16 protein-coding genes and 1 tRNA gene are annotated in these 15,380 nt (G+C 56.7%); 6 read left to right on the plus strand and 11 right to left on the minus strand.

All coding sequences use genetic code 11. The features are described 5' to 3' along the window. Positions 1–256: 256 nt before the first annotated feature. The 5 genes from ACT3RR_RS15365 to tesA form a co-directional block, all read right to left on the minus strand. Positions 257–718, minus strand: a complete 462-nt coding sequence (locus ACT3RR_RS15365) for an NfeD family protein (protein ID WP_496200613.1) — start codon at positions 716–718, stop codon at positions 257–259. Next, entirely contained in the window at positions 718–1,626 is a 909-nt protein-coding gene (locus tag ACT3RR_RS15370; RefSeq protein WP_396131072.1) for an SPFH domain-containing protein, read from the minus strand. Before ACT3RR_RS15370 ends, ACT3RR_RS15365 begins: the two co-directional genes overlap by 1 nt. A gap of 285 nt (positions 1,627–1,911) precedes the next feature. Continuing rightward, the gene (locus ACT3RR_RS15375; protein WP_396131071.1) at positions 1,912–2,769 is read right to left on the minus strand and encodes a co-chaperone YbbN; all 858 of its coding nucleotides are present in this window, start codon (positions 2,767–2,769) and stop codon (positions 1,912–1,914) included. 126 nt (positions 2,770–2,895) lie between these two features. Continuing rightward, on the minus strand, positions 2,896–3,672 hold the full coding sequence (locus tag ACT3RR_RS15380; protein ID WP_353503021.1) for an SDR family oxidoreductase: 777 nt from the start codon (positions 3,670–3,672) through the stop codon (positions 2,896–2,898). Positions 3,673–3,730: 58 nt separating this feature from the next. Further along, complete coding sequence (tesA, locus tag ACT3RR_RS15385; RefSeq protein WP_396131226.1) at positions 3,731–4,372, minus strand: multifunctional acyl-CoA thioesterase I/protease I/lysophospholipase L1; 642 nt, start codon at positions 4,370–4,372, stop codon at positions 3,731–3,733. On the opposite strand from tesA, the gene ybbA reads away from it, so the two are divergent. Both ybbA and ybbP read left to right on the plus strand, forming a co-directional pair. Beyond that, positions 4,343–5,029 carry a putative ABC transporter ATP-binding protein YbbA gene (gene ybbA / locus ACT3RR_RS15390; RefSeq protein WP_154145576.1) on the plus strand — a complete coding sequence of 229 codons (687 nt, stop codon included), beginning with the start codon at positions 4,343–4,345 and terminating at the stop codon, positions 5,027–5,029. The two genes, tesA and ybbA, sit on opposite strands and share 30 nt — an antisense overlap. Further along, positions 5,026–7,458, plus strand: a complete 2,433-nt coding sequence (gene ybbP / locus ACT3RR_RS15395) for a putative ABC transporter permease subunit YbbP (RefSeq protein ID WP_496200614.1) — start codon at positions 5,026–5,028, stop codon at positions 7,456–7,458. The genes ybbA and ybbP overlap by 4 nt, the downstream gene beginning before the upstream one ends. Positions 7,459–7,521: 63 nt before the next feature. Here the strand turns inward: ybbP and purK are convergent, their stop codons facing one another. Continuing rightward, the gene (purK, locus tag ACT3RR_RS15400; protein ID WP_496200615.1) at positions 7,522–8,586 is read right to left on the minus strand and encodes a 5-(carboxyamino)imidazole ribonucleotide synthase; all 1,065 of its coding nucleotides are present in this window, start codon (positions 8,584–8,586) and stop codon (positions 7,522–7,524) included. Beyond that, the gene (gene purE / locus ACT3RR_RS15405; RefSeq protein ID WP_034792251.1) at positions 8,583–9,092 is read right to left on the minus strand and encodes a 5-(carboxyamino)imidazole ribonucleotide mutase; all 510 of its coding nucleotides are present in this window, start codon (positions 9,090–9,092) and stop codon (positions 8,583–8,585) included. The genes purK and purE overlap by 4 nt, the downstream gene beginning before the upstream one ends. A gap of 182 nt (positions 9,093–9,274) precedes the next feature. Here purE and ACT3RR_RS15410 point away from each other — a divergent pair, with 182 nt between their 5' ends. Continuing rightward, the gene (locus tag ACT3RR_RS15410) at positions 9,275–9,886 is read left to right on the plus strand and encodes a MiaE family protein (protein WP_034792250.1); all 612 of its coding nucleotides are present in this window, start codon (positions 9,275–9,277) and stop codon (positions 9,884–9,886) included. A gap of 19 nt (positions 9,887–9,905) precedes the next feature. Here the strand turns inward: ACT3RR_RS15410 and lpxH are convergent, their stop codons facing one another. After that, the gene (gene lpxH / locus ACT3RR_RS15415) at positions 9,906–10,628 is read right to left on the minus strand and encodes a UDP-2,3-diacylglucosamine diphosphatase (protein WP_496200616.1); all 723 of its coding nucleotides are present in this window, start codon (positions 10,626–10,628) and stop codon (positions 9,906–9,908) included. Positions 10,629–10,639: 11 nt separating this feature from the next. Beyond that, on the minus strand, positions 10,640–11,134 hold the full coding sequence (gene ppiB, locus ACT3RR_RS15420) for a peptidylprolyl isomerase B (RefSeq protein WP_034792247.1): 495 nt from the start codon (positions 11,132–11,134) through the stop codon (positions 10,640–10,642). A 285-nt stretch (positions 11,135–11,419) separates the two neighbouring features. Between ppiB and cysS the strand changes: the two genes are divergently transcribed. After that, positions 11,420–12,811 carry a cysteine--tRNA ligase gene (cysS, locus tag ACT3RR_RS15425; protein ID WP_353503017.1) on the plus strand — a complete coding sequence of 464 codons (1,392 nt, stop codon included), beginning with the start codon at positions 11,420–11,422 and terminating at the stop codon, positions 12,809–12,811. 97 nt (positions 12,812–12,908) lie between these two features. Here the strand turns inward: cysS and ybcJ are convergent, their stop codons facing one another. Both ybcJ and folD read right to left on the minus strand, forming a co-directional pair. Beyond that, positions 12,909–13,130, minus strand: a complete 222-nt coding sequence (gene ybcJ / locus ACT3RR_RS15430; RefSeq protein WP_034792243.1) for a ribosome-associated protein YbcJ — start codon at positions 13,128–13,130, stop codon at positions 12,909–12,911. A 28-nt stretch (positions 13,131–13,158) separates the two neighbouring features. Continuing rightward, positions 13,159–14,025: a bifunctional methylenetetrahydrofolate dehydrogenase/methenyltetrahydrofolate cyclohydrolase FolD gene (folD, locus tag ACT3RR_RS15435; protein ID WP_496200617.1), complete on the minus strand. Its 867-nt coding sequence runs from the start codon at positions 14,023–14,025 to the stop codon at positions 13,159–13,161. A 182-nt stretch (positions 14,026–14,207) separates the two neighbouring features. On the opposite strand from folD, the gene ACT3RR_RS15440 reads away from it, so the two are divergent. Together ACT3RR_RS15440 and ACT3RR_RS15445 are read left to right on the plus strand one after the other, a co-directional pair. Continuing rightward, positions 14,208–15,119, plus strand: coding sequence for an L-lactate dehydrogenase (locus ACT3RR_RS15440; RefSeq protein WP_353503015.1), 912 nt, complete (start codon positions 14,208–14,210; stop codon positions 15,117–15,119). A gap of 159 nt (positions 15,120–15,278) precedes the next feature. Beyond that, a tRNA-Arg gene (locus ACT3RR_RS15445) sits at positions 15,279–15,355 on the plus strand. Positions 15,356–15,380 lie beyond the last annotated feature (25 nt).

Here is a 15,380-nt window from a genome sequence, read left to right on the forward strand (position 1 = left end):
CCGCTTTCGGTCACCCGAATCACTGACTGATGTCAGCTCATCGGGATTCCCTCTTTTGCTGCCTTGCTGCAGCACCAATGGCTTTGAGAGAGCTTAGAGACGGCTGTTGCTCGGCTCAACCCTCAGCGTAATGCCTTCGACCTTGGCACCGCAGCTGCGTTAGCCGCTTTCGGTCACCCGAATCACTGACTGATGTCAGCTCATCGGGATTCCCTCTTTTGCCGCCTTGCTGCAGCACCAATGGCTTTGAGAGAGCTTAGAGGCGGCTGTTGCTCGGCTCAACCTTCAGCGTAATGCCTTCGACCTGGGTGATGACCACGTCGTCGCCCACGCTAAGCTGCGCGGTGCTGGTGATGCGCCAAGTGCTGTCGCCAATGCGCACGCGACTGTAGCCATTGCTCATGGGTTCAAGGACGGTGGCATGCATGCCGACCAGCTGCTGGCCGCGCTGATTCAGTGAGCCATTCTGCCGGTCCGGCCTCTGACGGGTGCTGAGCCACTTCCACCACAGCCACGCGGCGACCATCGTCAGCACGGCAAAGCTGATACCCTGCCATTCCCACGACAGCGGCAGCAGCCACGTCAGTAACCCTACCAGCGCCGCCGCAATGCCACTCCACAGCAAATAACCGCTCGCACCGAGCAGTTCTGCTGCCAGCAACAGGCCGCCGAGTGACAGCCAAAACAGGTGCGGGCTTGCTATAAGCTGTTGCAGCATTATTTTCCGCCTTTGGTTTCTTTCAGCAGTTCCGCGATACCGCCGATGGAGCCCATCAGGCTGCTGGCGTCCAGCGGCATCATGATCACTTTACTGTTATTAGATGAGCCGATTTTAGTCAGCGCGTCGGTGTATTTCTGCGCCACGAAGTAGTTGATGGCCTGCACGCTGCCTGCTGCGATAGCTTCAGACACCATCTTGGTGGCCTGTGCTTCTGCTTCCGCCGCACGTTCGCGGGCTTCAGCTTGCAGGAAGGCCGACTGGCGCTCACCTTCGGCTTTCAGGATCTGTGACTGCTTTTCACCTTCGGCGCGCAGAATGGCTGACTGACGCACACCCTCAGCTTCAAGGATATCGGCGCGTTTGGTACGTTCGGCTTTCATCTGGGCGTTCATCGCCGAGATAAGCTCAGCCGGCGGGCGCACGTCGCGAATTTCGATACGGGTGATTTTTACGCCCCACGGGTTGGTGGCTTCGTCGACGATATGCAGCAAACGCGCGTTGATATTGTCGCGTTGTGACAGCATCTCGTCCAGTTCCATTGAGCCCAGCACGGTACGGAAGTTGGTCATGGTCAGGTTAACAATCGCCTGCTCAAGGTTGCTGACTTCATAAGCGGCGCGCGCCGGGTCAATCACCTGAATAAAGCAAACGGCGTCGATAGCCACATTGGCGTTATCGCGGGAGATCACTTCCTGAGAAGGGATATCCAGTACTTGTTCCATCATATTGATTTTGCGGCCGACGCGGTCGACGAAGGGCACGACCAGATTCAGGCCGGGCATCAGGGTTTTGGTATAACGGCCAAAACGTTCGACGGTCCACTGATAGCCTTGGGGAACAATTTTAACACCGGCGAAAACCACCAGTAGCGCGAGAACGACAATAATCGGGATAACGGTCAACATAGTTTGAACTCCTGTAATACCTTTGATATTTCAAGCTACGGAGGCGTGAGTTGCTTTCCTGCAACTGGAACTATTTGGGGTATGGCTGCGTGTCCTATTGTTTTCTGGAGATTTTCCAGAAAAAACAAATTCATGTGAGTAGAGCGCATATATTTTGCTCACTGGGGATTGTCGCACAAAACATTCAGAAGTCGTATTGATTCAGCTTAGGCGAACAACTAAATAGAGGGGAAAGCAGCGCGACGGGGGCCGCGCTGGGGGAAGCTGTGATGCGTTCTGCGGGGATCAGTAAAGCAGGGAATAGAGCTGGCGGCGGTACTTGGCGGCCAGCGCATCGCCGGTGCCGAGTGCAGCCAGAATGTCCATCAGCGTTTTACGTGCAGAACCATTGGCCGCGCCGAGATCTTTCTTCAGCGGTGCCATCAGCAGTTCCAGCGCCTCTTCATTTCGGCCCACCGCGTGCAGTTGCAGGCTGAGCTTAACCGCCAGCTCAACGTTGTCCGGCTCTTGCTGAAGTTGCTGCTGCAATTGCTGGATTTCAGGGGTGTCAGCAGCTTGTTTTAGCAGCTCGATCTGCGCGATAAGCCCCTGATAGCGCGAGTCTTTATCTTGCAGCGGAATAGTCGCCAGCACGGCTTCGGCATCTTCACTGCGGTTGAGCTGAATTTGCACTTCAGCCAGCATCAGGCCGATATCACTGCGCTGCTGGCTGAGCTGCCAGGCCTCTTTTAGCAGCGGCAGGGCGCCTGTCAGATCACCGGCTTGCAGCAACTCTTGGGCCTGCGCCACTTTCAACTCTTCTTCTTTCGGCAACACTTTTTGCAGCAGTTCGCGGATCACCTCTTCCGGCTGAGGGCCTTGGAAACCGTCTACCGGCTGACCATCTTTGAACAGATAAACCGCGGGGATGGAGCGCAGACCGAACTGCTGAGCAATCATCTGTTCGGCGTCACAGTCGACCTTTGCCAGAATCAGCTGACCGGCGTACTCGGCGGCCAGTTTGTCGAGGATCGGCCCCAGCACCAGACAGTGCTGGCTGCGTTCGGACCAGAAGTAAAACATCACCGGAACCGACATGGACTGTTCCAGCGTCTGGTGCAGGTTGGTTTCGTTAATAGTAATGATCGAAGGTTGTGCCAGCATAAATCAGTCTCTCTTATCTTGGTGAAGCCCTGTCCCTAGTTGAAACAATGCCGCGCCGAGATTGTGATAAATAATAAGATGTTAAAAGCTAAATGGGGGCACTTGTGCCAGCTTCAACCCCTGCCGCTAGCTATTACCGCGCAGGATTTTATCCAGCACGCGGCCGGGTAACAGGCGGCGCAGCACGGTGATGCCGTGCGCCAGCAGCGTCACCGGATAGCGCAAACGCGCCTTCGGGCTCTCTAAAGCATGGCGCAATTTCGGCAAAACTGCCTCTGGCGTCAGGGTAAAACGCTTGGCGATGCCCGGATTATTGACCGGTTTATCGGCTTGCGACTGATTAACGTTCTGCGTGAAGTTGCTGGTCAGCGGGCCGGGTTCAATCAGGCTGACCTGTACCCCCGTGCCGTGCAGCTCCATGCGCAGCGCGTCAGACCATGCCTCTAGCGCGTATTTACTGGCGGCGTAGACCCCGCGCCCCGGCGTGCTGATTAAGCCCATCACCGAACTGGTCTGAATAATGCGTCCCTCGCCATGGGCCAGCATGGCGGGCAGCAGCAGTTGAGTGAGCTGATGGGTGCCGAACAAATTGGTGGAAAACTGCTGCTCGAACTGCTCCCGGCTGATGCCGCTTAGCTGCCCGTAAACCCCGTAACCAGCGTTATTGAACAGGCCATACAGGCGATTGCCGGTCAGGGCGATGACTTCCGCGGCGGCGCGCTCGACGCTCTGCTTATCGTCCAAATCCAGCTGAACGGTTTCGAAACCCTGCAGCTGGAGATTCTCAAGATCCTGCGCTTTGCGACAAGCCGCCAGCACGCGATAGCCGCGCTGACGCAAATCGTGCGCGGCAGCCAACCCAATGCCGCTTGAGCAGCCGGTGATCAATACTGCTTTTTGCATAACTTTACCTGTCAGAAGCCCCTATTTTTCAGGACTGTGGTTTACTTAGGGTTTCGGCCTATTTGACCAGCGGCGCGAGTTTGTCCGCCATCCAGTCAGCGATAAATGGCTGAGCCACCTGAGCCGGGTGCAAACCGTCATCCTGCATCCACTCTGGCTTCACGGCGACCTGTTCCATAAAGAAAGGCACCAGCGGGATGTCGTTCTGCTTCGCCAACGCCGGGTAAATGCCATAGAAGGCGTCAGTATAACGGCGTCCGTAGTTCGGCGGCAGGCGGATTTGCATCAGCAGCGGCTCGGCGTTGGCCTGTTTCACCAAGCCGATAATTTGGTTCAGCGTCTGGGAGATTGCCGGTGGCGCAAAACCACGCAGACCGTCGTTAGCCCCCAGCTCAATCAGCACCCAGCGCGGCTGATGCTGTTTCAACAGCGCGGGAAGGCGAGCCAGCCCTTGTGCCGCAGTATCGCCACTAATACTGGCATTAATAATGGTGGGTTTACCTTCTTCTCTCTGCCACTTGTTATTTAGCAGGGTTGGCCAGGATTGGGCAACCGGAAGGCGATAAACCGCGCTTAAACTGTCTCCAACAATCAGTAACTTATCAGCTGCGGTGGCGCGAGCACTCAGCGTTGCAGCGACCAGCATTGATACAAGTAAAAGGAAAGGAAGATGCCAGCGGGAAACGTTCTTGAAGTTCATCATCTTAGTAAACACGTCGGTCAGGGTGAAAGTCAGTTAACCATCCTGTCCGGTGTGGAGCTGGTTGTCAAACCGGCGCAGACCATTGCGCTGATCGGCGAGTCGGGGTCAGGTAAGTCTACCTTGCTGGGTATTTTAGCCGGGCTGGATGATGGTACCGGGGGCGATGTGAAGCTGCTCGGTCAGTCGCTGACCGACATGAACGAAGAGGGCCGCGCCGCGCTGCGCGCCAAAAACGTCGGCTTTGTGTTTCAGTCTTTCATGCTGGTGCCGACCCTCAACGCGCTGGAAAACGTCCAACTTCCGGCCCTGCTGCGCGGCGAGTCTGACGCCAATAGCCGCGCGCAGGCGGTGCAGCTTTTGCAGCAGTTGGGCCTGGGCGAACGCCAGCACCATCTTCCGGCCCAGCTTTCCGGCGGCGAGCAGCAGCGCGTGGCGCTGGCCCGCGCATTTATTGGCAAACCTAAACTGCTGTTTGCCGACGAACCGACCGGCAACCTCGACCGCGCCACCGGCGAGCGCATCGTCGACTTACTCTTCTCACTCAACCGCGACGCGGCAACCACGCTGATTCTGGTGACTCACGACGAGCAACTGGCGGCGCGCTGCCAGCGTCGTTTGCGCCTGCGTGACGGAAAATTGTGGGAGGAAGCATGATTTGGCGCTGGTTTTGGCGAGAATGGCGCTCGCCTTCGCTATTAATCGTCTGGCTGGCTCTGACGCTGGCGGTGGCCTGCGTGCTGGCATTGGGCAGCATCAGCGACCGCATGGAAAAGGGGCTGAGTCAGCAAAGCCGCGATTTTATCGCCGCTGACCGCGTGCTGCGTTCTGCCCGGCCCATTACCGAAGCTTGGCTGCAGGACGCCGAGAAGCAGGGGCTGAAAGTCAGCCGCCAGCTCAGCTTCATGACCATGACTTTCGCCGGAGACACGCCGCAGCTGGCGGATGTCAAAGCGACGGACCTTGCTTATCCGTTATACGGCGATTTGCAAACCCAGCCGCCGGGCATGAAGCCTGAGCCGGGCACCGTGCTGGCCGCGCCGCGCCTGATGGCGCTGCTCAATGTGAAAGTGGGCGACAATTTAGAAGTCGGCGATTCAACCTTCAAGATTGCCGGAGAGATTATCCAAGAGCCGGATTCCGGCTTCAATCCGTTCCAGACGGCGCCACGCCTGATAATGAATCTGGCGGATGTGCCTAAAACCGGCGCGGTGCAGCCGGGCAGCCGATTGACCTATCGCTATATGTTTGCCGGTTCGCCGCAGGACATTCAGACCTACGGCGATGCCATCAAGGGCCTGCTGAAGCCCGACCAGCGCTGGTACGGCATGGAAGAGTCTGAGGGCGCGCTGGGCAAATCCTTGCAGCGTTCTCAGCAGTTCTTGCTGCTGTCGGCGCTGCTGACGCTGATGCTGTCGATTGCCGCCGTGGCCGTCGCCATGGGCCATTACTGCCGCAGCCGCTATGACTTGGTGGCGGTGTTGAAAACCCTCGGAGCGGGCCGCCGTTCGCTGCAAAAACTGATTATCGGCCAGTGGGTGGCGGTGTTGCTGCTGGCGGCGGTGTCTGGCAGCGTGATTGGTTTGCTGTTCGAAGCCTTGCTGATGAAGATGCTGACGCCTGTACTGCCTACCGCCTTGCCGCCGTCGGGCGTTTGGCCGTGGATCTGGTCGATGGGCTCTTTGTTGGTGATCTCCCTGCTAGTGGGCGCGCGCCCTTACAAACAGCTGCTGGCGACCCAGCCGCTGCGCGTACTGCGCAATGACGTCGTCGCCAATGTCTGGCCGCTGCGCTGGTTTATTCCTGTGATGCTGCTGATTGTGGTCGGCCTGTTGGCGGCGCTGGTTGGCGGCAGCACCTTGCTGTGGTCACTGCTGGCGGGCGTGGTGGTTCTGTCGCTGCTGCTCGGCGCGATTGGCTGGGGCAGCCTGCTGCTGCTGCGCCGCGTCACCGTCGGCAAGCTGCCGCTGCGGCTGGCTATCAACCGTCTGGTGCGCCAGCCGTGGGTGACGCTCAGCCAGCTGGCGGCTTTCTCCATGTCCTTTATGCTGCTGGCGCTGTTGCTGGTGCTGCGCGGCGACCTGCTCGACCGCTGGGAGCAGCAGTTGCCGCCGGATAGCCCTAACTACTTCCTGCTGAACATCACTAAGGATCAGATCCCGCAGGTGACGGAATTCCTCAACCAGCATCAGACCAAGCCGGAGGAGTTCTACCCGATCGTGCGCGTGCGGCTGACCAAGATTAACCAGCAGGTGTCGACGGATATCATCAAACCGGACGATGCCGCCGGTGAGGCGGTCAACCGCGAGCTTAACCTGACGTGGATGCAAGGCTTGCCGGATCACAACCCGCTGGTGGCCGGAGACGGGCCGCCGAAGGCTGGCGAAGTGTCGATAGATGAAGGGCTGGCGGGGCGTCTGGGCGTGAAGCTTGGCGATACGCTGACCTTCAGCGGCGACACGCAGGACTTCAGCGCCAAAATCACCAGCCTGCGCAAAGTGGACTGGGACAGCCTGCGGCCAAACTTCTACTTTATCTTCCCGCCGGGCGCGCTGGATGCTCAGCCACAAAGCTGGCTGACCAGCTTCCGCTACGAAGGGGATGCCAAGGCGATCACCCAGCTTAATCGCCAGTTCCCGACCCTCAGCCTGCTGGATATCGGCTCGATTCTGAAACAGGTGGGGCAGGTACTTCAGCAGGTGAGCCGTGCGTTGGAAGTCATGGTGATTCTGGTGATGCTGTGCGGCGGCCTGCTGCTGCTGGCGCAGATTCAGGTGGGCATGCGCCAGCGCCGTCAGGAGCTGATTGTGTACCGCACGCTGGGGGCCAGTAAGAAGCTGCTGCGTGGCACCCTGTGGTGTGAATTCGCGGTGTTGGGACTGGTCGCGGGGATTGCCGCCGCCGTGGGCGCCGAAGCCGCTCTGTGGCTGCTGACGCGCAAAGTGTTTGATTTCCCTTGGGAGCCGAACATGGTGCTGTGGTGGTCGGTGCCGCTCATCAGCGCGATTTTGCTGTCACTGTGTGGCGGTTGGATGGGCGTGAGATTACTGCGGGGAAGGGCGCTGTTCAGAGCTTACGGCAACTGATTTACCGCAACTGACTTACGAGAAATAAAAACGGCTCCCTCAGTCTTGCGGGAGCCGTGCCAATCAGAGCTTCGCCAAGGCCCAGTCAATGCCGCTGGCGTATTCCGCCGGTAACAGCGGAATAAGCGATTTCAGGTTATCTTTCAACAACTCTGCGCTGGCATCATTGAGGTTGAGATGCCCGACTTTGCGCCCGGCGCGCACTTCCTTCTCATACCAATGCAGGTTCACCAGCGGCAGGCTCAGCCACTCGTTGGAGACATCCGTACCAATCAGATTGACCATCACCGACGGCGTGCTGACCACCGGCTTAGGCAGCGGCAGGCCGAGAATGGCGCGTAAATGCATTTCGAATTGGCTGTAGGACGCGCCGTTTTGCGTCCAGTGGCCGCTGTTGTGCACGCGCGGAGCCAGCTCGTTGATCAGCAAACCTTCCCTCACCACGAAGCACTCCATCGCCATCACGCCGACATAGTTCAGCTCGTTGAGGATGGCGGCCAGCATGCTTTCAGCTTGCTGTTGCAGCGCGGCGTCAGGGGTAGGCAGAGCGACGCTGGTGCGCAGAATGCCGTCCTGATGCAGGTTGTGAGTTAGGGGGTAGAAGACGGTTTTGCCATCGTGGCCGCGTGCGCCTACCAGTGACACTTCACCAGAAAAGTTAATGCCTTGCTCGACAATGCACTCACCGTAGCAGTCGGCGGGCAGGGTCTGCTCTTCCCCGGCACGCAAGCGCCACTGGCCGCGACCGTCATAGCCGCCGACGCGGCGTTTGACGATGGCTAATTCGCCAAGCTGGGAAAATACCTGTGGCCATTCGGCGGCGTCAGCCAGCAACTGCCAAGGGGCGGTGGCTAAACCGAGTTGGTCGAGTAACTGTTTTTGCGTCAGGCGGTCGGCCAAACGCGGGAAAATATCGCGGTTCACGAAGGCGCTGTGGGTTGCCAACTCGCGAGTTAAGGCGGTTTCAGGCCAGCGCTCGATTTCAGCGGTGATCACGCTCTGCTGAAAAGGCACGGCTTCCGGCTCGGCGTCCAGCCCGACGGGATAGACGGCGATGCCTAAAGGTTCACCGGCCTGACGCAGCATGCGGCCGAGTTGGCCATTTCCGAGTACGCAAACCGGCTTCATGCTTCCTCCCGAGGATCGGGATTGTTCAGCACTTCGTCAGTCTGCGCCTGACGCCATGCGGCGATATCTTTACCAATCTGCGCGTCGTGCAGCGCCAGAATTTGCGCGGCTAGCAGCGCGGCGTTGGCGGCTCCGGCTTTGCCTATAGCCAGCGTACCCACAGGGATACCGCGCGGCATCTGCACAATAGAATAGAGGCTGTCGACGCCACTCAGCGCGGCGCTTTGCACCGGCACGCCAAGCACTGGCACCAGCGTTTTAGCTGCCAGCATACCCGGCAGGTGAGCCGCGCCACCGGCTCCGGCGATAATCACATCAAAACCGTTGGCAGACGCCTGTTCAGCAAAGCTAAACAGCTTGTCTGGCGTGCGGTGAGCAGAAACAACTTCGACATGGAAAGGAATATTCAGCGTCGTGAGGATCTCGGCGGCGAACTGCATGGTCGCCCAGTCACTTTTTGACCCCATAACAATCGCGATTTTGGCTGGGGTAACGTTGGATGACATGTCGGTAATGCTCCTGTGATAATCAGTAAGTAACGCGCAGAGGCCGCAAATCATATCACGCTCAACTGGCAAGGAAAACGGTTGCGTCGCCGGAAACAGTTGGTTTTATGGTGAGAAGTCAGCGCGGGATTTGTATAATCCGTATCGATACGATCCTAAATAAATGAACTGGAAACTGATTTATGACACAGGCTTTGTTGGCTCCGATTTATGATTTTTTGCATTGCGAAACCCCGGCGCGCTGGGTGGACGTGGCGCTGGAGAATCAAGAGATCATGCTGATTGACCACGCCAACTGTGAAAAGAAGGCGGCGGCCACCGCCATGAGCCTGATGACCAAATACGTCGAGCGCACCGAGCTGTTGTTCTGTGCCGCCCGTCTGGCGCGTGAGGAACTGCACCACTTCGAACAGGTGGTGGAGATCATGCAGCAGCGCAATATTCCCTATACCGTGCTGTCGCCGTCGCGCTACGCCAGCGGCATGATCAAGCATTCGCGCCATCACGATGAGCTGAACATTTTGGTGGATAGATTGATTATCGGGGCTTATATCGAAGCGCGTTCATGCGAGCGTTTTGCCAAAATCGCGCCGCATCTCGATGAGACGCTGTCGCGCTTCTACACGTCGTTACTGCGCTCCGAGGCGCGCCATTTCACGGATTATCTGGAACTGGCGCAGCAGTACGCGGGGGAAGATATTAGCGAGCGGGTGCAGTCTTTCGGGCGCGTTGAGGCGGAGTTAATTCTGTCGCCGGACGAGCAGTTCCGCTTCCACAGCGGCGTGCCGGTCTAACCACTACGCATCAGTTTATTCAGAATGGGAAGGTGATCAGCTCGACGCCCTCGGCGGTGACTTTGATCATCGATCCCTCTTCGTGCCATGCGCCCAGCACGGCGCGATGCCCGGTTTTGCCGTCTAGCGGCACATCGTGGACGGCGGGGCGGTGCGTGTGACCGTGGATCATCCACTCGACGCCGTGGCTTTCCATTTCGGAGATCACCGCTTGCGGGTTGACGTCCATCACTTCTAACGATTTTCCGCTATTGGATGCTTTGCTGTTGGCGCGCATTTTGGCGGCAATGGCTAAACGCCACTTGAGGGGCAGGGCGAGGAACAACTTCTGAATCAGCGGGTTATGCACTTTTTTGCGGAACTTCTGGTAAGCCACGTCGTCGGTACACAGGGTGTCGCCGTGCAGAATAAGCACCCGGCGGCCATACAGCTCCAGCACTTTCTTCTCCGGCAATAGCTGCATCAGGCTGGCGCGGGCAAAGCGGCGGCCAACCAGAAAATCACGATTACCGTGGATGAAGAAACAGGGCACGCCTTGCTGATGTAACTCGTTGAGCGCGGAGGCGATTTCGGCGTGAAGCGGTTCGGGATCGTCGTCGCCTATCCAGGCTTCAAACAGGTCGCCGAGGATGTAAAGTGCGTCGGCCTGCGGCGCATCTTCACGTAAAAAACGCAGAAAACCGGCAGTAATTGCCGGTTCTTGTGCGCACAGATGGATATCTGCAATAAAAAACGTTGCCATTAAGACGACGATTATTCGCTAACGGTAACGCTAGTGATGATCACGTCTTCTTGCGGAACGTCCTGGTGCATGCCGCTGCGGCCAGTTTTTACTTTTTTGATTTTCTCAACCACGTCCAGACCGTCGGTGACTTCTGCGAACACGCAGTAACCCCAACCCTGTGCGTTTTCGCCACGGAAGTTTAGGAAGTCGTTGTCAGTGACGTTGATGAAGAACTGCGCGGTAGCTGAATGTGGGTCATTGGTACGGGCCATAGCCAGCGTGCCTTTGGTGTTTTTCAGACCGTTATTCGCTTCGTTTTTAATCGGCGCATCGGTGTTTTTCTGGTTCATGCCTGGCTCAAAACCGCCGCCCTGGATCATGAAACCGTCGATGACACGGTGGAAAATGGTGTTGTTATAGAAGCCTTTACGGCAATAGTTCAGGAAGTTTTCAACGGTAACCGGCGCTTTATCCGCGAAGGTGTTGATAACAATGTCGCCGTGGTTGGTGTGAAAGGTAACCATAATAATCATCCTGCTTATGTTGATGTGTGCTCTCAGTGTGAGCCCCCAATATAGCCTTTTCTTATACCACAACTCAAAAGCAGGCGTCAGCCGCGGGTTTTAGTTGCTCGCTTTACAAACAAGGGTTGCCGGATAATCGCCTTCTCTCTAACATTAAGTGTTACTTTATAACAATATGACCAGAGAAAGCCGCTCTGCGGCGGCTTATGCCGTTTCGGTGAAATCATTTTCGTTATATTATGACCACAATTGACGTTTTCTATGCCCAACACACGGAATAGCCTGATGCTTAAGATTTTTAATACCATGAGTCGCCAAAAAGAGGAATTCAAGCCAATTCATGCCGGTAAAGTCGGTATGTACGTGTGTGGGATAACTGTTTACGACCTCTGTCATATTGGTCATGGTCGTACTTTCGTATCATTTGACGTGGTAGCGCGTTACCTGCGTTATGCCGGATATTCGCTGAAGTACGTGCGTAATATCACCGATATCGACGACAAAATTATCAAACGTGCTGCGGAGAACGGCGAGAGCTTCACCGCGCTGACCGACCGCATGATCGCCGAGATGCACGCCGATTTCGCCGCGCTGGGCATTCTGCCTCCAGACGCAGAGCCGCGCGCCACGGGCCATATTGCTGAAATCATCGACATCGTGCAGAAGCTTATCGACCGCAACCACGCCTACGTGGCTTCTAATGGCGATGTGATGTTCTGGGTGGAAAGCGATGCTGATTACGGCGCGCTTTCCCGTCAGGATCTCGAGCAGCTGCAGGCCGGTGCGCGGGTGGAAGTTGAAGCCAACGTCAAACGCAACCCAATGGATTTCGTGCTGTGGAAGATGTCCAAGCCGGGCGAACCGAGCTGGACTTCTCCGTGGGGCGAAGGCCGTCCGGGCTGGCACATTGAGTGTTCAGCCATGAACTGCAAACAGTTGGGCGAGCATTTTGACATTCACGGTGGCGGTTCTGACCTGATGTTCCCGCATCATGAAAACGAAATTGCTCAGTCTACCTGTGCTCACGACGGCCCGTATGTGAACACATGGATGCACTCCGGCATGGTGATGATTGACCGCGAAAAGATGTCGAAATCGCTGGATAACTTCTTCACCGTGCGCGATGTGCTGAAATATTACGACGCCGAAAGCGTGCGCTACTTCCTGATGTCTGCGCACTATCGCAGCCAGCTGAACTACAGCGAAGATAACCTCAAACTGGCGCGTACCTCTCTGGAGCGTCTCTACACCGCACTGCGCGGCACTGACGCTGCTGCAAAACCTGCCGGTGGCGAAGCCTTCGTGGCGCGCTTCCGTGACGCCATGGATGACGACTTCAACACCCCAGAAGCCTACTCCGTGCTGTTCGACATGGCGCGCGACATAAACCGTCTGAAAGCGGAAGATATCAATGCAGCCAATGGCTTAGCGGCTGAACTGCGTCAGCTGGCTGGCGTGCTGGGCCTGCTTGAGAAAGACCCAGAGCAGTTCCTGCAATCTGGCGCTCAGGCAGACAATGGTGACGAAGTGGCTGAGATTGAAGCACTGATCAAACAGCGTAACGACGCCCGCGCCAGCAAAGATTGGGGGATGGCGGACAAGGCTCGCGATCGTCTTAATGAGATGGGTATTGTGTTGGAAGATGGCCCAGCCGGAACCACCTGGCGCCGCAAATAGGCTATTTATTTGTCATTTTGCCCCTGGGCAATGCTCAAAAATCAAAAAAAGCGCGGTTGGATTTCTCCACCGCGCTTTTTTATTGCCTTAGCCGAGCTTATTCAGCAGAGGCTTTGACTACCAGCTTGCTGCTGGCGAACTCGACCTGTTGGTCGGCGAGAATTTTGCAACGTTTACGGGTTTCTACCTGCCCGTTGACCTTCACCTGACCTTCGGCGATCACGGCTTTGGCCGCGGCACCGCTTTCACACCAGCCCATAAACTTGAGCAGGTCGCACAGTTCAACGTGCGGGTGTTTTTCGAGATAAAAAGTTTCCATGTATTCCTGACTTATCAATTACAGATTTTTAGTTGGCGCTGATGTCGTGGTATTCCTCACAAGCCTGCAAGGTATTTTGAATCAGCGTCGCGACCGTCATCGGGCCTACGCCGCCCGGCACCGGTGTAATAAATGAAGCGCGCTCGGCGGCGGCATCAAATTCCACATCGCCGACAACTTTACCATTTTCCAGCCGGTTAATACCGACATCCACCACGATTGCGCCCGGTTTTATCCATTCACCCGGAATAAAGCCCGGTTTACCGACGGCAACCACCACCAGATCGGCGTGTTCAACGTGATGACGCAGGTTCCTGGTGAAGCGATGGGTGACGGTGGTGGTGCAGCCCGCCAGCAGTAACTCCATGCTCATTGGACGGCCCACGATGTTGGATGCGCCAATCACCACGGCGTTCAGGCCGTAAGTGTCGATGCCGTAACGCTCGAGCAGGGTGACGATGCCGCGCGGGGTGCATGGGCGCAGGGTCGGCGCGCGCTGGCACAGGCGGCCAACGTTGTAAGGGTGGAAGCCATCGACGTCTTTGTCTGGGCGGATGCTTTCCAACACTTTGACGTTATCGATGCCCGCTGGCAGCGGCAGTTGCACCAAAATGCCGTCGATATCGCTGTCGTTATTCAGCTCATCAATCAATTTGAGCAACTCACCTTCGGTGGTGGTCATCGGCAAGTCATAAGAGCGCGACAGGAAGCCCACTTCTTCGCAAGAGCGACGCTTGTTGGCGACATAAATTTGCGAGGCCGGGTTCTCACCCACCAGAACAACGGCTAAGCCCGGAACGCGTTTTCCGGCTGCAATTCGTTGTTTAACTTTTTCCGCAACTTCGCTTCTAACCTGCTGCGCAATCGTTTTACCGTCAATAATCTTTGCTGACATTAGGGAGTAAATCCATCAATGAGTAAATGCAGGGGGATGGCGCTATTTTGGCAGAAGCGAGGGGCGCTGTCAGGCGTTGAATGATCTTCATCGATAAAATAGCCGCAGTTTTGCTACGACTTGTGGCTAAAAAATAGCTATTTTAAGAGGGCACAACATCAAAATAATAAGGATAAAACAAGATGGTACGTAAAGTAGGTATTGTTGGTGCGGGCCATGTCGGCGCCGATGTCGCTTTTTCACTGGTTACACAAGGATTGTGTGACGTCATCGTCCTGCTCGATGAAAACCAGCCCAAGGCCGCGAGTCAGGCATTAGAGCTGCGTGATATGGCCTCGCTGGTCTCTTCGCGGGTAAAAGTCGTGGCGAATGACTATGCCGAGCTGCACGACGCCGACGTGCTGGTGATCGCCGTCGGGCCGAAAACCCTGCTGCGCGAAGACCGGCTGGAAGAGCTGGCCGAGACGCGTGCGGCAGTTCGACAAGTCATTCCGCAGGTGATTGCCAGCGGCTTTGGTGGTGTCATCCTCAACATCACCAATCCGTGCGACGTCATTACGCAAATCATCCAACAGACCAGCGGCTTGCCGCACAGTCAGGTATTTGGCACCGGCACCTCGCTGGACACCGCTCGCATGAAGCGCGTGGTGGGGGAGTTCTTCGGCTTCGACCCAAAAAGCGTGACCGGCTACGTGCTGGGCGAACACGGCGAATCGCAGTTTGTCGCCTGGAGCACCGTACGCCTCGGCGGCCGCCCGGTAGCCGAACTGGCAGGGGATCGCGACGTAGATTGGGCGCAAATGGACGATAGAGTGCGCGGCGGCGGTTGGGATATTCTCCAAGGCAAAGGCTGGACCAGCTTTGGCATCGCCACCGCCACGGCACGGCTGGTGGACGTCATACTGTCGGATGCCAACAGCGTCTATCCCGTGTCGGCGTGGGATGAGAACCTCAAGGTGTACATCGGCCAGCCGGCGGTTATCGGCAAACGCGGCATAGTGCAAACGTTGATGCCAGAACTCACGGCCTATGAAAATATCGCCTACCACGCCTCATCCCGCGTGATTTCCGCCGCCATCAATTCGGAAAAATAGTACTGATTGATTTTGCAGCTAAAAAACGGGCAGAGCGCTGAATGGTCGATAAGTTATGGCAAATTGTTCAGTCATTAAGCAGTGAGTTCGAAAGCCATTGACTCATCGCGGTCTGCCCGTATAATCCGAGTCCGCAACGCTCCCATCCGGGACTGCAATGCGCCCTTAGCTCAGTTGGATAGAGCAACGGCCTTCTAAGCCGTAGGTCACAGGTTCGAGCCCTGTAGGGCGTACCATTTCAAATCAAAGTGTTACGTCAGC

This window comes from Ewingella sp. AOP8-B2-18 (genome assembly GCF_052376015.1).
In the GTDB taxonomy this organism is placed as follows: domain Bacteria; phylum Pseudomonadota; class Gammaproteobacteria; order Enterobacterales; family Enterobacteriaceae; genus Ewingella; species Ewingella allii.

Bases quoted from the DNA above. Each gene is read 5' to 3' on its own strand.
- ACT3RR_RS15365 (WP_496200613.1), bottom strand. From the start codon at position 718: ATGCTGCAACAGCTTATAGCAAGCCCGCACCTGTTTTGGCTGTCACTC.
- ACT3RR_RS15370 (WP_396131072.1), bottom strand. From the start codon at position 1,626: ATGTTGACCGTTATCCCGATTATTGTCGTTCTCGCGCTACTGGTGGTT.
- ACT3RR_RS15375 (WP_396131071.1), bottom strand. From the start codon at position 2,769: ATGCTGGCACAACCTTCGATCATTACTATTAACGAAACCAACCTGCAC.
- ACT3RR_RS15380 (WP_353503021.1), bottom strand. From the start codon at position 3,672: ATGCAAAAAGCAGTATTGATCACCGGCTGCTCAAGCGGCATTGGGTTG.
- ybbA (WP_154145576.1), top strand. From the start codon at position 4,343: ATGCCAGCGGGAAACGTTCTTGAAGTTCATCATCTTAGTAAACACGTC.
- tesA (WP_396131226.1), bottom strand. From the start codon at position 4,372: ATGAACTTCAAGAACGTTTCCCGCTGGCATCTTCCTTTCCTTTTACTT.
- ybbP (WP_496200614.1), top strand. From the start codon at position 5,026: ATGATTTGGCGCTGGTTTTGGCGAGAATGGCGCTCGCCTTCGCTATTA.
- purK (WP_496200615.1), bottom strand. From the start codon at position 8,586: ATGAAGCCGGTTTGCGTACTCGGAAATGGCCAACTCGGCCGCATGCTG.
- purE (WP_034792251.1), bottom strand. From the start codon at position 9,092: ATGTCATCCAACGTTACCCCAGCCAAAATCGCGATTGTTATGGGGTCA.
- ACT3RR_RS15410 (WP_034792250.1), top strand. From the start codon at position 9,275: ATGACACAGGCTTTGTTGGCTCCGATTTATGATTTTTTGCATTGCGAA.
- lpxH (WP_496200616.1), bottom strand. From the start codon at position 10,628: ATGGCAACGTTTTTTATTGCAGATATCCATCTGTGCGCACAAGAACCG.
- ppiB (WP_034792247.1), bottom strand. From the start codon at position 11,134: ATGGTTACCTTTCACACCAACCACGGCGACATTGTTATCAACACCTTC.
- cysS (WP_353503017.1), top strand. From the start codon at position 11,420: ATGCTTAAGATTTTTAATACCATGAGTCGCCAAAAAGAGGAATTCAAG.
- ybcJ (WP_034792243.1), bottom strand. From the start codon at position 13,130: ATGGAAACTTTTTATCTCGAAAAACACCCGCACGTTGAACTGTGCGAC.
- folD (WP_496200617.1), bottom strand. From the start codon at position 14,025: ATGTCAGCAAAGATTATTGACGGTAAAACGATTGCGCAGCAGGTTAGA.
- ACT3RR_RS15440 (WP_353503015.1), top strand. From the start codon at position 14,208: ATGGTACGTAAAGTAGGTATTGTTGGTGCGGGCCATGTCGGCGCCGAT.